Source organism: Acinetobacter sp. TUM15064 (assembly GCF_008980265.1).
Lineage (GTDB): Bacteria > Pseudomonadota > Gammaproteobacteria > Pseudomonadales > Moraxellaceae > Acinetobacter.
In genome coordinates, this window is the sequence record NZ_BKFU01000045.1 from 16,336 (window position 1) to 31,861 (window position 15,526).

The 15,526-nt window shown below is 42.4% G+C and carries 15 protein-coding genes; 9 read left to right on the forward strand and 6 right to left on the reverse strand.

What is annotated here, in order from left to right:
• Positions 1 to 92: 92 nt before the first annotated feature.
• The gene (guaD, locus tag GBI16_RS12915) at positions 93 to 1,409 is read right to left on the reverse strand and encodes a guanine deaminase (RefSeq protein WP_151707202.1); all 1,317 of its coding nucleotides are present in this window, start codon (positions 1,407 to 1,409) and stop codon (positions 93 to 95) included.
• Positions 1,410 to 1,624: 215 nt separating this feature from the next.
• Here guaD and GBI16_RS12920 point away from each other — a divergent pair, with 215 nt between their 5' ends.
• Positions 1,625 to 2,098 carry a hypothetical protein gene (locus GBI16_RS12920; protein WP_110975408.1) on the forward strand — a complete coding sequence of 158 codons (474 nt, stop codon included), beginning with the start codon at positions 1,625 to 1,627 and terminating at the stop codon, positions 2,096 to 2,098.
• Positions 2,099 to 2,431: 333 nt separating this feature from the next.
• On the opposite strand, the gene GBI16_RS12925 is transcribed toward GBI16_RS12920, so the two are convergent.
• From GBI16_RS12925 to GBI16_RS12935, 3 genes are all read right to left on the reverse strand, one after another.
• Positions 2,432 to 3,592, reverse strand: a complete 1,161-nt coding sequence (locus GBI16_RS12925) for a glutathionylspermidine synthase family protein (protein WP_151707203.1) — start codon at positions 3,590 to 3,592, stop codon at positions 2,432 to 2,434.
• A 3-nt stretch (positions 3,593 to 3,595) separates the two neighbouring features.
• Positions 3,596 to 3,958 carry a hypothetical protein gene (locus tag GBI16_RS12930; RefSeq protein WP_086210952.1) on the reverse strand — a complete coding sequence of 121 codons (363 nt, stop codon included), beginning with the start codon at positions 3,956 to 3,958 and terminating at the stop codon, positions 3,596 to 3,598.
• Between the two features lie 183 nt (positions 3,959 to 4,141).
• Positions 4,142 to 5,107: a TerC family protein gene (locus GBI16_RS12935; protein WP_151707204.1), complete on the reverse strand. Its 966-nt coding sequence runs from the start codon at positions 5,105 to 5,107 to the stop codon at positions 4,142 to 4,144.
• A gap of 397 nt (positions 5,108 to 5,504) precedes the next feature.
• Here GBI16_RS12935 and GBI16_RS12940 point away from each other — a divergent pair, with 397 nt between their 5' ends.
• The 3 genes from GBI16_RS12940 (at position 5,505) to GBI16_RS12950 (ending at position 6,580) form a co-directional block, all read left to right on the forward strand.
• Positions 5,505 to 5,789 carry a GNAT family N-acetyltransferase gene (locus GBI16_RS12940; RefSeq protein ID WP_151707205.1) on the forward strand — a complete coding sequence of 95 codons (285 nt, stop codon included), beginning with the start codon at positions 5,505 to 5,507 and terminating at the stop codon, positions 5,787 to 5,789.
• Positions 5,790 to 5,824: 35 nt separating this feature from the next.
• Positions 5,825 to 6,109, forward strand: coding sequence for a GNAT family N-acetyltransferase (locus GBI16_RS12945; RefSeq protein WP_086210949.1), 285 nt, complete (start codon positions 5,825 to 5,827; stop codon positions 6,107 to 6,109).
• A 114-nt stretch (positions 6,110 to 6,223) separates the two neighbouring features.
• Positions 6,224 to 6,580 carry a hypothetical protein gene (locus GBI16_RS12950; RefSeq protein ID WP_171494565.1) on the forward strand — a complete coding sequence of 119 codons (357 nt, stop codon included), beginning with the start codon at positions 6,224 to 6,226 and terminating at the stop codon, positions 6,578 to 6,580.
• Between the two features lie 64 nt (positions 6,581 to 6,644).
• Here GBI16_RS12950 and mpl read toward each other — a convergent pair whose 3' ends face one another.
• Positions 6,645 to 8,012: a UDP-N-acetylmuramate:L-alanyl-gamma-D-glutamyl-meso-diaminopimelate ligase gene (gene mpl / locus GBI16_RS12955; protein ID WP_151707207.1), complete on the reverse strand. Its 1,368-nt coding sequence runs from the start codon at positions 8,010 to 8,012 to the stop codon at positions 6,645 to 6,647.
• A 254-nt stretch (positions 8,013 to 8,266) separates the two neighbouring features.
• On the opposite strand from mpl, the gene GBI16_RS12960 reads away from it, so the two are divergent.
• The 4 genes from GBI16_RS12960 (at position 8,267) to GBI16_RS12975 (ending at position 12,510) form a co-directional block, all read left to right on the forward strand.
• A complete protein-coding gene (locus GBI16_RS12960) occupies positions 8,267 to 8,605 on the forward strand; it encodes a DMT family protein (protein WP_004977754.1) in 339 nt (112 codons plus the stop codon).
• 191 nt (positions 8,606 to 8,796) lie between these two features.
• Positions 8,797 to 9,309, forward strand: a complete 513-nt coding sequence (gene purE / locus GBI16_RS12965; protein WP_004697498.1) for a 5-(carboxyamino)imidazole ribonucleotide mutase — start codon at positions 8,797 to 8,799, stop codon at positions 9,307 to 9,309.
• A 15-nt stretch (positions 9,310 to 9,324) separates the two neighbouring features.
• Positions 9,325 to 10,446, forward strand: a complete 1,122-nt coding sequence (locus GBI16_RS12970; RefSeq protein ID WP_151707208.1) for a 5-(carboxyamino)imidazole ribonucleotide synthase — start codon at positions 9,325 to 9,327, stop codon at positions 10,444 to 10,446.
• A gap of 780 nt (positions 10,447 to 11,226) precedes the next feature.
• The gene (locus GBI16_RS12975) at positions 11,227 to 12,510 is read left to right on the forward strand and encodes a lytic murein transglycosylase (protein WP_119065026.1); all 1,284 of its coding nucleotides are present in this window, start codon (positions 11,227 to 11,229) and stop codon (positions 12,508 to 12,510) included.
• 111 nt (positions 12,511 to 12,621) lie between these two features.
• Here the strand turns inward: GBI16_RS12975 and GBI16_RS12980 are convergent, their stop codons facing one another.
• A complete protein-coding gene (locus tag GBI16_RS12980; protein ID WP_086210945.1) occupies positions 12,622 to 13,749 on the reverse strand; it encodes an anhydro-N-acetylmuramic acid kinase in 1,128 nt (375 codons plus the stop codon).
• Between the two features lie 63 nt (positions 13,750 to 13,812).
• Here GBI16_RS12980 and tyrS point away from each other — a divergent pair, with 63 nt between their 5' ends.
• On the forward strand, positions 13,813 to 15,045 hold the full coding sequence (tyrS, locus tag GBI16_RS12985) for a tyrosine--tRNA ligase (RefSeq protein ID WP_086210944.1): 1,233 nt from the start codon (positions 13,813 to 13,815) through the stop codon (positions 15,043 to 15,045).
• Positions 15,046 to 15,526 lie beyond the last annotated feature (481 nt).

Below are 15,526 nucleotides of genomic sequence, written 5' to 3' on the forward strand. Positions count from 1 at the left end.
TGCATTGTAGGCGGGATGCAGCTTGGTTTAGAGGCGAGAATCAAAGTCGTTTCAAAACTCGATTTGCTGCTTAAATTTTCGCTATTTGATGCTTAGTCTTGCAGATAAGCCTTCTGACCAAAAATATAAGTCGCATGAATATTGCGGTCATCACCCATAGTCATCAGAGCAAATAAAGCATCTTCAATCCCTTTTGCACGTTGCTGACGTAATGCTTGCAACGCGGTTGCTTTGAGGTCGAGCACCACAAAGTCGGCTTCTTTGCCTACATTAAAGTTACCGAGCTTATCATCCAAGCTCAGTGCTTTGGCACCACCCAGCGTAGCGTGGTAGAGCGATTCAAATGCGGACAGTTTATCATCTTGAAGTTGCTGTACTTTATAGGCTTCATTGAGGGTTTGTAGTTGGTTAAAAGAGGTTCCTGCACCAATGTCTGTACCCAGCCCAACTTTTACCTGCTTTTCCCAAGTCTTGGTTAACGGAAATAAACCACTACCTAAAAAGAGGTTGGAGGTCGGACAGAAAGCAATGGCAGAGTCAGTCTGATGCATGCAGTCCCACTCTGCGTCTTCTAAATGCACGCAGTGGGCAAAGACCGAATGAGAACCGGTTAAGCCAAAGTGATGATAAACATCGAGATAACCTTGCTGTTCTGGGAATAAGTCTTTCACCCAAGCAATTTCATTTTTATTTTCACTTAAATGCGTATGCACATATACATCTGGGTATTCAGCTTTGAGCTGCCCTGCTTTAGCCAATTGCTCTGGTGTTGAGGTTGGGGCAAAACGTGGCGTAATTGCATATAGATTACGGCCTTTGCCATGCCATTTCTCAATCAGTGCTTTAGAGTCTGCATAAGCACTTTCAGGTGTGTCACACAGACCTTCAGGTGCATGACGGTCCATCATAACTTTACCTGCGATCAGACGCATCTGGTGCTGCTCTGCCGCTTCAAATAGTGCATCGACTGATTCGCTATGCACAGTACAGAAGACTAAGGCTGTGGTGGTGCCATTTTTAAGCAGTTCTTGCACAAAGAATTGGGCAATCTGGTCGGCATAGGCTTTATCGGAAAATTGTAATTCGGTTGGGAAAGTATAGGTATTGAGCCATTCGAGGAGCTGTTCGCCATAGGCCCCCACCATTTCTGTTTGTGGAAAATGAATGTGGGTGTCGATAAAACCCGGCACAATCAATTGTTCAGGATAGTGCTGAACCTCGACGCCAACAGGAAGGTGCTGTTGCCCCTCCTGCCAAGATCCAAACCATTGGATTTTGCCATTGTGGCTAATCAGTAAACCATCTTCTACGTAACGCACTTGGTCGTGAATTTCACGCGCTTGGGCAACCGTATTCTGAATATCTAGGAAGCGACCGCGAACCGCCGTCGTTGCAACTACAGAAGACATTTTAAACCTGCGTTTTGACTTTTTTTCGATTGATTGTACCGCAAACTGGATATTTTTCACGGCTATTTACGGAAGTTTTTTTATGCTATGCATAAGCACACGCTTTGGACTTAAATGATTCAATCTATTCGCAAAATTTTGCTGAGAAAGTCTTTATCTTTAAATGCTGAGTCAGTACAGTGTCGGCATTGATAAAATAAGAGACCATGACCCGCATGTATTTTTGGAATACCAAAGCATTAGCACATGAATTATCTAGCAATACCCTCGATAAAAAGCATTATAAAAATTATTACTTAGTCACCGCCTTATTGGTTTCAGTGGTGTATTACTACGGCATGTATTCACCCTATGGTGATGTTCGTGTGATTGGTGTTGAGGGACTTTTGACCTTATTGATTATGTATATTGGGATTCAAAGCACTTATAAAGCCAATGGCGGCGATGAGGGTGAGCATTTCTTAGGTCGAATCACAGCCTTGTCTTTTCCCATTCTGGTACAAACCACTGTGGCTGGTGTGGTGTTTGGTGCAGTGTTATTGGGGCTTTATTTTGCTTTTAATCTAGAAGGCACGGCGTTTGATCATTGGTATGAATGGACTATTTCGCTATTTACCATCTTCCTGCAAATCTTATTTTTTACGCGTTTGGTGTCTTATATGAAGCGGGTTAAAGCACATACCATTTAAGCTTGAAAAAAATATTGTCTTCGAATCTATGCCTGTCAGTTTTAGAGTTGACAGGCATTTTCTTTTTCAATTTAAACTTTAATTGTTTTTGCAATACAGATTTTTTAATTATAGAACGTGAGCAGGTTTTGCAGAGGACAAATGCTTTCTTTACGAAACTTCGCTTCTCATTTGGTGAAACAAAAGAATAACTAAGCTCCCAGTATTGAACTTGAAAAAGATAAGATTCCGCCGTGAATAACCTAAAAGTGATAGTGCTTCTACTAAAACGCCTGAGCAGAGCCGTATTACTTTTTGGACACTTATTTTAAATAGGTGATTTAGAGTGCCACTTTATTCCACAAAATAATGCGCAGCAAAATGCGCATCATTGCCAATCACATCAAACACATCTTCGCGCAGTGACATTCCCGCACATTCATCCCCGACCATCCAAAGTCCCAAGGTGGGCAGCATGCCTTCATGCAACGGAGTTTTTACCCAGCGTTGCATGACATAGCCATATTTGTCGTAGTCATCAAAGTAAAAACTCCCTGAAGCTGCGCCGCAATCGACATTGTTTTGTAGGATATGAATATTTGCGCCTTCGCGCGCTAAGATGGGCTTACGCACCCATTTCCCTGCATAGTGGGCGTGTGCATCATAAGCATGGGTTTCTAACAACAATGGATGATTTGGAAAGCGTTTCCATAGCTCGATCAACAGGGCTTTATTGGAGAGTAGCATTTTCCAACACGGTTCAATCCATTCAGTTTCGGGTTTGAGAAACTGCGAAAAACTTTCTTCCCAAATCCATTCCCACGGATACAGCTTAAATAAATGCTGAATCTCTTGCTGATGCAAATCGACAAAGGCGGTGCCATTCCAACCGATGTTTTCCATCGACAGTTCGCTGACATTTAAGCCTGCCTGAAAAGCAGTATCCATGAGGTATTCTAAATTGCCCCAATCTTCACGCCCTGCTTCTTGGCAGGCTGCAAAATGGACACGGCTACGTGCAGGATAGAGCTGTTTCCAGCGCTCAATCAGCTTTTCATGAATGCTGTTGAACTGATCACGGTTTGCAATGTTTTCGACTTGTTCAATCCAATGCCACTGTGCAACAGAGGCTTCGAGTAAACCTGTTGGCGTATCAGCATTGTATTCCAGCATTTTGATGGCTTGACCATCATAGGCAAAATCGAAACGGCCATAGAGCATTGGCGCTTGGTTATTCCATGAGTGCTCAATCAAAGGAATCGCTGCTAGAGGGATTTGAAAATATTCGGGATAATGACCGCGTTGAATCATATCCCCTGCCACTTCAAGGCACATCTGGTGTAATTCGTTCGAGGCATCTTCAAGCTGTTCAATTTGCTTGAGGCTAAACTCATAAGCCACCCCTTCTGACCAATACATTGAACCATCTCGGGATGGCAAGTTGTAGTAGTCAAAACCAATCTCTTGATGTGCTTGTTGCCAGTTTGCACGCTCAGGCAGTAGAACTCGTTTCATGTATTAACCACCGAACGAGCCTCCGCCACGGCCGAAGCCTCCCCGAATGGGTTGGGATTTGGCATGGCTAAAAACGTGAGTCGAGATTTTGGGTGCGCCTGTCGAATGTCGTCCACGTGCTTTCATGACTTGACCTAAGTAACGGACTTTACGGTTATTTTTATAATATTGAGGGCCGATATAAACCCCAGTAGAACCACTATAGCTTGATTCGCCATTTTCATTAGCAGGTTCGCACAGTTCAAAATGCCAGTCTTGGTAGCAGTTGTATTGGTTATTATAAACATCCTGTTGTAGGGTTTTAGAGCCGCTACATGCCGTGAGTAAAACCGGCACCACAACAAGAGTTAATTTTTTGGTACGCATGGATGAGCAACCTTCGGGTTGTTTTATTTTTACAGGTAAAACCAAGGGTTTTAAGCCCGCTTATCATAGGGAGCTGTCTGCACAAAGTACAGTACATTTACACAGAAAATCATAGGATTAAGTCTTGTGCATACTAAAATTTGGTCATAAAAAAGCCTTCACAGTGGAAGGCTTTTTTAAATATTAGATGGTGGTTTGATGATGTTTCTTACTGTATCGAATCGACAAGATCGCAGTAATGGTCAGCACCAACACAATAAAGCCCAGTGAAATCCAAATTGGCATATGGAACACATCCAACATCAGCATCTTAAAGCCAATGAACACCAAGATAATACCTAAACCATACGGGAGATAATGCATCTTGGTTGCTGCACCAGACAACAAGAAGAACATCGCACGTAGACCCAAAATCGCCATTAAGTTTGCTGTTAACACAATAAACGGATCAGAAGTCACCGCGAAAATTGCAGGAATGGAATCCACCGCGAAAATTACATCCGACGCTTCAACTAAAATCAACACCAAGAACAGCGGCGTTGCCCACAACATCCCGTTTTGACGGACGAAGAATTTATTGCCGTGCATTTGCGGGGTAATCCGCATATGTTTACGTAGCCATTTTAAGATGGCCATATCTTCGATATTGGTTTCTTCTTCGTTTTGCCCTTTGAAGAATTTGAAGCCCGTATACACCAAGAACGCACCGAAGATATACAGAATCCATGAGAACTCTTGCACGAACCACGCGCCAATAAAAATAAAAATGGTACGTAGAATAATCGCGCCCAAGACACCGTAAAGCAGTAATTGGCGTTGTAATGCAGGTGGGATGGCAAAAGCAGCAAAGATCATCAGCCAGACAAAGACGTTGTCGACGGCTAAAGATTTTTCAAGTAAATAGCCTGCGAAGTACTCCATGACCTTGGTATTGGCCACAGTGACACCTGCAGTTTGTTGTAGATACAGCCAGAGACCTGCACCAAAGAGTGATGCGACGGAAACCCATGCAATACTCCATAACGCGGCTGTTTTGATTTTAACTTCTTGGCCTTCTTTTTGTTTAAAGCCTAAAAAGTCGATCAGTAGCATCACAGTAACAATGCCGAAAAAAGCAAGGTATAGCCATAAATTGCCGATAGATTCCATGAAATCCTCCACATCCAGCAATCGGCCACAAAAAAACCTTGACCTGCTGCCAGATGAAATAAAACATCTGTGACAACATGATCAAGGTCTTGCCTACATTTTAGCGTATGTAATTTATGCGCTAAAATGCTCAGATACCGACTTTTTGCAAAGTGTAATGACGATAATCTGACACGTGAAAGTGATGCATAGCATGGATTTTTCACGTTTGGAGGAGGCTACTCCCCTTGTTCAACATAAATTTGGTTTTGGATTTGATCCAAAAGTGAGCTAAGCATCGCATATTTTTATGGTTTGAGCAAATATTAAAGAAAATTGTAGATGAAATATAAATGAGACAAAATTTTGCTTCAATTTGTGGCAAGCTAAAAAAACAGTAAACTGAAGAGGAATAATAATGAAAATTCAACATCAAGAAGCAGGTAGTAAAGGCGAAGTTTTTGTTGAGCAAGAAAACGAGCGTGTGGCGGAAATGACTTATAGTTGGGCTGGGGGTGATAAATTTATCATTGATCACACTTGGGTCAGTGAGTTGTTGCGTGGGCAACATGTGGGGCGTCAGTTATTGGATGTTTTGGTTAACTTTGCTCGTGATAAGGGCGTGAAAATTTTACCTTTGTGCCCTTTTGCCAAATCTGTATTCGACAAAGATCCATCTATTCATGATGTTTTATTCCACTAAGATAGATAACCATCAATCCATTCAATGAGTGTGCTATGCAATTTCAACATGTAGATCGTGATCAAAAAGGTGAGTTTTTCTTAAATAATGCAGACGGTCAGCGTATTGCTGAAATTAGCTATCTTTGGCGAGATGACACAACCATTGATGCCAACCATACTTGGGTCGATGATTCACTGCGGGGGCAAGGCGTAGCACGTTTACTGTTAGATACTCTGGTTGATTTTTCACGTGAGAAAAACCTTAAAATTATCCCGACCTGTTCTTATGTCGATGTGATGTTTCGCCGTGAGAAAAGCTTTGAGGATGTTGCGGCTTAGTTGTTCATGGCATTCACTGCGGTTCTAAGCGTTAAGCTAAAATGAGATCAATATAGCTGCCATTGCAGTTCTAATTTGTACTTTGCAGTGCTGAAGATAATGGAATTAAAGTATATGAAGAAGCTTTTATCTATTGGTCTATTTAGTTTAGTTGCCCCCTTATTGCATGCTGAAGACTGTGTAAAATTTGAGGAAAAGGCCGAACAAAAAGAAGTCCAGATCATCCCACGTTGGGGCATGAAAGTGATTGTTCCAACCAGAGTGTATTTTCATTCAGCACCGAGCAATACTTGTAAAATTAAAGATCTGTTTATGATTAAAAATGACCATATCACTGCTTATAGTACCTATGATGATGGCCAAGAACAGTGGGTTTCGGTCATGTATTTCAGCAAGCGTTTGGGAGACACGGTTCAAGGTTGGGCAAAACTAAAAGACTTTGAATATACGGGCACGATGTCTGGTTTTTAATTGAATAAGCTTGTAAAAAAACCGCAGATTGAACTGCGGTTTTTTTCGTCTAAGAGAGAATAGCTTATTCTGCGTTTAAGGCGCTGATCAATTTCTGGTGTAAACCACCAAAGCCGCCATTAGACATGATCACGACCGCATCGCCCTCACCTGCATCACTGACAATGGTCTGGATAATGTCATCTAATGTACGTGCAACCACAGCCTTGTTCGGTGCAGCCGCAATGACAGGTTGTAAGTCCCAGTCCAAACCTTCTGGTTGATACCAAATCACCTCATCGGCCAAACGTGCAGAGTGCGCAAGTCCATCTTTATGGCTTCCCATGCGCATGGTATTTGAACGTGGTTCAATAATCGCCCACAATTTACGTTGGCCTAAACGCTTACGTGCGCCTTCTAGCGTAGTATCAATTGCGGTTGGGTGATGGGCAAAGTCATCATACACTTCAACGCCACGCACCGTGCCTAAAAGCTCCATACGGCGCTTCACACCACCAAAGTTAGACAGTGCTGCGCAGGCTGTTTCAATGGTCACGCCAACGTGTTCAGCCGCAGCGATAGTCGCCAATGCATTGGCCACGCTGTGCTGCCCTGTCATGTTCCATTGCACGATGCCTTTCACCACGCCGTGTTGGAGTACTTTAAAATGTGAACCATCCGCACTCAGTTGTTCGGCATACAATTCAGACTTGTCGTGAGCCTCTAAAGAGGTACGAACCACAGGTGTCCAACAGCCCTGTTCTAAAACTTCATCAATATTGCTTTCAGTAATAGGCGCAATAATACGACCTTCGCTAGGAATGGTACGAACCAAGTGATGGAATTGTTTTTGAATCGCGGCTAGATCATCAAAAATATCGGCATGGTCAAATTCAAGGTTATTTAAAATGGCTGTTTTGGGATGGTAATGCACGAACTTCGAACGTTTGTCGAAAAAGGCAGAATCATATTCATCAGCTTCGACACAGAAGTATTTGCCAGCACCTAAACGTGCACTTTCAGAAAAACCTAAAGGTACACCGCCAATCAGGAAACCTGGCTCTAAACCCGCCTGATCCAACACCCAAGCCAACATGGTGGTGGTGGTGGTTTTACCATGCGTGCCTGCTACGCCAAGTACGTGTTTACCTTGAAGTACATGATCGGCCAAAAATTGCGGGCCTGAAATATACGGCAAGCCTTCATTGAGCATGTATTCAACGGCATCAATCCCACGTTTCATCGCGTTGCCCACGATGACCAAATCAGGATGAGGTTGCAAATGACTGCGGTCATAACCTTGCATTAAGGTAATGCCTGCATTTTCGAGCTGGGTGGACATAGGAGGATAAACGTTTAGATCCGAACCCGTCACTATATGGCCAAGATCACGTGCTAAAAGCGCTAAAGACCCCATAAAGGTGCCACAAATACCCAAAATATGCAGATGCATTCCGCCTCACTCCACTGCTTTTATAGACACATCACGTATTGTTGGTGCTGTTGTCGTGATTAATTCGATGTGAAAGCAACCATAGCAAGGCGCTTAGCGAAAAGATAGTGATTCTTGTATCTAATCGTTTAATTATTCTGCGGCTTGAACAGCGCTTTTATTTTGTAAAAAAACCATCTGAAAAGTGCAATATTTGCTGAATTTTTTAATGAAAAACGTAAAATAAATGTTCCTAATTCCAGTGAAGTTTCTTCATGTCCCTGCCCTTTATTTTATTGATTATTGCCAACTGTTTTATGACACTTGCATGGTATGGACATTTAAAATTTTTACCGGGGGTGCCGCTTTGGCAAGCTATTTTATTTAGTTGGTTCATAGCGTTGGTGGAATATAGTTTTATGATTCCTGCGACCCGTATGTTGTCACAGCAAGGCTGGTCGATGGGCGAAATGAAAATCACCCAAGAAGTGGTGACGTTATTGGTTTTTGTCCCCTTTATGCTTTTCTTATTCAAACAGCCTTTTAAGCTCGATTATTTGTGGGCGGGACTGTGTTTATTCGGTTGTGTGTATTTTGTTTTTCGCAGCCAATAAATCAAAAAATGAGCTACTGCCCTATTTTTATTTAAGTTTTATGCTACGCCATAAAAAAATAAGAAAAATCTGCATTTAGTTGCACGGTTAAATTTTGGAGAGCTGAAAAATCAGTCTATAATACTGGGCTCTTATTAAAGCTTGGCGCTAGTCGAGATTTATCTCTCTTAACTATCTCTGGAAACATTGCAATGAATGCGGCCGCTTCACAAGACACTCCTCTCGTTGGAATTATCATGGGTTCTCAATCAGATTGGGCCACTCTCGAACACACTGCCAATATGCTTAAGCAACTTGGCGTCCCATTTGAAGCGGAAGTTGTGTCTGCGCACCGTACGCCAGATCGTCTTTTTGAATATGCTGAACAAGCACGTGACCGTGGTATCCAAGTGATTATTGCAGGTGCAGGCGGTGCGGCGCATTTACCAGGAATGTGTGCGGCGAAAACTGATTTACCTGTACTGGGTGTACCAGTGAAGTCTTCGATTTTAAACGGTGTTGATTCACTGTTATCCATTGTACAAATGCCAGCGGGTATTGCAGTGGGAACCTTGGCGATTGGTCCAGCAGGTGCAACCAATGCTGCGATTATGGCAGCGCAAATTTTAGGTCTAACACGTCCTGAGATTGCAAAAAATGTAGCAGATTTCCGTGCTGCACAAACTGACAAAGTCGCAAGCAACAATATTCCAGGCCAAGCTTAATACGGGGCATTCCTCATGAATAAAACCATCGGTATTTTTGGTGGTGGGCAGCTGGGTCGCATGATGGCGCAAGCGGCTTTGCCACTAAATATTCAATGTACATTCTTTGATGTGAGTACAGACTGTCCTTCAGCGGCTTTAGGAACGGTGATTTCAAGCAAAACTGAAAACGGTTTACAAGACTTTATGGCTAGCGCAGATGTCTTCAGCCTTGAGTTTGAAAATACGCCTTTGTCTGATGTTGATGTTTTGACCAAGCAAAAAGATATGCATCCGCCACGTCAGGCTTTAGCCATTGCACAGCATCGCTTGTCTGAAAAAGCGTTATTTGATGCGCTTGAGATTCCTGTTGCACCTTATAAAGCGGTAGATTCACTAGAAAGCTTAAACGCTGCGGTTGCTGAGTTAGGTTTACCGATTGTGCTGAAGACAGCCACAGGCGGCTATGATGGCAAAGGTCAGTTTGTATTGCGTTCTGAACAGCAAATTGAACAAGCATGGGCTGAATTAGGTCCTGCAGGCAGTTTAATTGCAGAAAGCTTTGTGACTTTCTCACGTGAAGTCTCAATCATTGCGGTACGTGGTCAAAATGGCGATGTAAAAACGTGGCCATTGGCTGAAAACCATCACCATCATGGTATTTTGTCGCACTCGATTGTTCCTGCACCGAATAGTGCGGACTTACAACCCGTTGCGCAAGACTACATCACTCGCCTATTGAATCATTTGAATTATGTTGGCGTGTTGACCTTAGAACTGTTTGTTACAGACCAAGGTTTGTATGCCAATGAAATGGCGCCACGTGTGCATAATTCAGGACACTGGTCGATTGAAGGCGCAGTATGCTCTCAGTTTGAAAACCATATTCGTGCAGTCGCAGGCTTACCCTTGGGTTCCACTGAAGTGGTTCGCCCTACGGTCATGATCAATATTATTGGTCAGTATCCACAGTCTGAACAAGTCTTGGCCTTAGAAGGTGTACATCTACATCTTTATAATAAGCAAGAACGTGAAGGTCGTAAGATTGGTCACCTGACTTTAATGCCGAATGACACTGCTCAACTTACGACGCTATGTCGTCAGTTGGCGAAAATTTTACCGAATCCATTGGCACTGAGCGAAGATATGACCATCTAAAGCTTCAGTTGTTGTTAAAAAAGGCGATCACAAGTGTGGTCGCTTTTTTATTTGGATTCATTCAGGCATGATTGCGCCTCTTCGAAAAAAGTGACCGTTAATCGGATCAAATTTAAAATAAATTGCATGTTTTTTATCCGTTTAGATAAAATCAGGGCATAGAAAAATAAACTGAAAGCAAAATAAAGCGAGTTTTGTGCAGAGAAGCACGTTTAAAACAGACTCCATAATTGAATGTGACACTGATGTTTACCTAAAAAAGCTGAAACAGCAGAAATCTCAGCTAACTTGAGTCTGTGGATATGTTTTTAGGCATGTTTTGAATTTAAAAATAGAAGTAGAAAATTTGAATTCAAAAGTGCATTTTAAATTTAAATCGAATGTTTAAATTTAAAAGCCTTGATGCTGTTTGAATTTAAATTCAAAACAATAAATTTAAAGACCGCTGAATGAATTTGAAAGTTTGAATTTAAAAATGTTGAGTTTGGTCTCTGATGGTTTATTTTTTTTATATTATTGATTATTAACATTAAAGATGATTTGTGGATAAATAAATTCAAATCAAGATGATTGAATTTAAAGCACTTGCTAAGCTAGAGATTATTTTTTGAATTCAAAAGTTGAGGTTTGTGGTGCTGTGGATAATTTGGTTTAAATTTAAAAGATGATTTTGAATTTAAATTATTATCAATATTCATTTACGTTTTGATTCAGAAAAGTGAAATTGAAAGTGTTAAGGTAAAACGCATAATTTAGAGATAAAGAATCATTAGGGATTTTATGCACCGTTTTGCTTTTCTTTTAGGTTCAATTTTTTTAGCGGTGACTCAGGCAAATGCTGAGCTTATTATTAATGGTCAAAAAGTTGCGGGCGGTTCAAATGTCGCAAGCTCCGATTATAGCCCTCAGAACTCATTTCAAAGCTGTATTGCCAACTTAAAAAGCCAAGCGATGGCGAATGGTGTGTCTGCATCCACTTATGATCGCTACACGCAAAATTTAACGCCTGATTATTCTGTGATTGAAAAATTAAATTACCAACCTGAATTTTCCACGCCTATTTGGGATTATTTGTCAGGATTGGTGGATGATGAGCGTGTTGCGGTGGGTCAGCAAAAATTGGCGCAGCATCGGGAAGTGTTAAATCGTGTTGCGGCCGCGTATGGTGTGCCTGCGGAGACTGTGGTTGCCGTGTGGGGCGTTGAAAGTAATTTTGGTGATATTTCAGGTAAATATCCATTATTACAAGCTCTGGGTACATTGAGCTGTGAGGGGCGCCGTCAAAGCTATTTCCGTGGTGAGTTTTTTGCCGCGATGCGTATTTTACAGCGTGGCGATTTAACTGAGTCGCAACTGAAAGGTTCGTGGGCAGGTGCGTTTGGTCATACCCAGTTTATGCCATCGACGTATGAAGAGCTGGCGGTCGATTTTGATGGAGATGGACGCCGTGATTTGGTGTCGAGTACCACAGATGCTTTGGCATCAACAGCCAATTTCCTCAAAAAACGCGGCTGGCAAACCGGGCAACCTTGGGGATTTGAAGTAAAAAATCCGCAAGCGATTTCTCTGAGTGGTGAAAGTCGTCGCAATAAAAAGCCCTTATCTTACTGGATGCAAAATGGCTTGGTACGCGCAGATGGCTCAGCGTTAGTTCAAGGCAATTTATCCTCTAGTTCGCAAGCGGGGCTGATGGCGCCCGCTGGTGAAAATGGTCCACTGTTTTTAGTCTTTAAAAACTTTGATGCAATCTATAGTTATAACGCAGCAGAAAGTTATGCCTTGGCGATTGCGCATTTGTCAGACCGATTACAAGGGCAAGGCGGGTTTACTACAACTTGGCCAACTGATGATGCAGGCACTTCGCGTTCTGAACGTCGTGAAATTCAGCAGTTTTTACTGAATCGTGGCTATGATATTGGCGCGGTGGACGGTTTGATTGGTGATAAAACGCGCCAAGCGATTCGACAGGAGCAGATTCGTTTAGGTTTAAGTCCGACGGGACGAGCAGGGCAACAAATCTTAAAAGCCTTCCGTCAGGAAAATGCCAAGTTAATGATGCGTTAACATTAACAGGAAAAAATCGTTGATATAGATAAAAAGCCAGTCAGGTGAATAACCGACTGGCTTTTTTGATTTGCTTATGTTGCGTCTAAAGGACTAGAAGCGCGGTGATGTTTAAACCGCAGTAATCGTTCCAAGAATACGGTCGCCCTGTGCGCCTGTCACTGCGGGTAAGTTGCCATTGAGTTGCTGGATAAAACGCATGGCCAACCAAGCAAAGGCGGTGGCTTCCACCCACGTTGGGGCTAAGCCAATCGCGGAGGTAGTTTGGACAGACCAATTGTGCTTACGTAAGCGCCAACGTAGTTGTTCTAAAAGGTGTGAATTATAGGCACCACCACCACAGACGTAGACTTCACCGGTATCCATGTCAGAGCGATAGATGGCTTTTTTTATGGCACGTGTGGTGAGCTTCATTAAGGTAGCTTGAACATTTTCAGGGCTGTCTTCAAGCTCGTCGTATTCAAGGTCATTGCGCCAGTCGGCAATTTGTTCATCTAACCATTCGAGGTTGAAGTCTTCACGGCCAGTGCTTTTCGGTGGTTCTTTGGAAAAATATTCATGGGATTGTAGGCGATCAAGTAGGCTGCGAATCGGATGGCCGTAAGCTGCCCAATTGCCATTTTCATCGTAAGGCTGCCCAGTAAAGCGTTCACACCAAGCGTCCATTAAGATGTTGGCTGGGCCTGTATCAAAACCGTAGACCTGATCAGGTTGGCCTGCGGGCAACATGCTGACATTGGCGATGCCGCCTAGGTTTAAGATGACGCGATGAATGCTTTCATGTTGGAACATATCTTGGTGAAACGCAGGAACCAGCGGGGCACCTTGTCCACCTGCGGCCATATCACGACGTCGAAAGTCTGAAATCACCGGAATTTGGGTGATTTCAGTGATGATGTTTGGGTCACCAATTTGCAGGGTAAAGCCATGCTCTGGGCGGTGGCGAATGGTTTGTCCATGTGAGCCAACAGCTTTGATTTGACTACGATCTAAATGACTTTGTTCAATCAGTTGATTGATGCCTTCACCAATCATTTTTGCTAAAGCCACATCTGCCTTACCCATACGGTCGATTTCGTTGTCACCAGGCAAAGTGAGTGCCATCAGTTCATCGCGTAAATCGGGATCGAAAGAAAGAGTAAGGGTGGCATGAAGCTGCAATGGATCAAAAGAAGCAGCAACAATATCAACACCATCCATGCTGGTGCCGGTCATTACCCCAATATAGATCGCTGTCATGATTATTCTAAAGCCTGCAATGTGCTGAAAAAGTGTTAGTATATCGCACAAATTGAATAACTGATGTGTTTGGGTTTTGTGATGTCAAATTTCCTGCCGGCTGAAGAACAACTTGCTCTCATTCAACGAGGCACGCATGAAATTATTTCTGAAGAAGATCTTCTGAAGAAATTAAAAGAAAATCGTCCTTTAAAAATTAAAGCGGGCTTTGATCCGACTGCGCCTGACTTGCACTTGGGGCATACGGTTTTAATTAATAAACTGAAAACTTTCCAAGACTTGGGTCATGACGTGACCTTCCTGATTGGGGACTATACCGCGATGATCGGTGACCCGACGGGCAAAAGTGCAACACGCCCACCATTGTCGCGTGAGCAAGTACTTGAAAACGCAAAAACCTATCAAGAACAGGTGTTTAAAATTCTTGATCCGAATAAAACCAAAGTACGTTTTAACTCAGAATGGTTTGCAACCAAGACAGCGGCTGATTTAATTCAGTTGGCATCACAGCAAACGGTTGCACGTATGCTTGAGCGTGATGACTTCACCAAGCGTTATAACAACCATCAACCGATTGCAATTCATGAGTTTTTGTATCCATTGGTTCAAGGTTATGACTCGATTGCTCTTGAGGCAGATGTGGAGTTAGGCGGTACAGACCAAACCTTTAACTTATTGATGGGGCGTACACTTCAGGGTCGTTATGACCAAGAAGCGCAAGTCTGCATTACGGTGCCCATCCTTGAAGGTTTAGACGGTGTGAACAAAATGTCTAAGTCGTTGGGTAACTATATTGGGGTATTTGATGCACCAGGGGCGATGTATCAGAAAGTTCTTTCGATGCCAGATGCCTTAATTGAACGCTATTTCGATTTACTCAGCTTTAAATCCGTTGAGGAAATTAAAGTCCTGCTAAACGAAATTGCTGAAGGGCGTAATCCACAAGAAGTGAAGAAGATTTTAGCACTTGAGTTGGTAGAGCGTTTCCACGGTGCAGAAGCTGCAGAAAATGCACATAAAGGTGCAGGCAACTTGATTACTGAGGGTGAATTACCCGAAGGGACACCAGAAGTAACCATTTCACGCGCTGAATTTGGTGGCGAGTTGTTTATTGCAACGATTCTTCGCGTAGTGGGCTTAAACCCAAATGCTGCAGCGGCAAAAGATGCCGTGGGTCGTGGTGCGGTCAAAGTTGACTGGAAAGTGGTTGATATGAGTTTCTCTGTTAAAGAAAATGTCACTTTAATTATCCAGTCGGGTAAAAAAGCCATTGCAAAAGTCACTTTTACGGACTAATGCTATTCATCTATAAATGTTAAGTTGTTGATATAAAAGCAGGCTTCGGTCTGCTTTTTGTTTTTTATGCGTTATAAAAAAATCAAATAACCAAATTCAAAAAAAACCTTATAAAAACAATACTTAAATTTTCCCTTAAATATTGCAATTTAAAATGAGAGTGTATAAGATTTCAACGTCTAGTTTGTGTTTTAACATATCTAGAGGGTCAATAGGAATAACTCTCCACAGTTTTCAAGTCTCTTCCCCAAGGGACTTTTTTTAAGATAACTATAATAATGACATCTATGGATCAGATAACGATCTAACTCAGAGGAAGAGGTTTTGGGAGAGATCTCTTCCTTTTTTATTGGCAAAAATTTAGTTTTTAAAATCAATTGCACGCAGACAAAGAACGAATTGCCATAATAGATGTTGATTACAACGGACTCATTTAATACGAGTTCGTGATATAGCACTGTGTTTTCTACTTATATCCAGA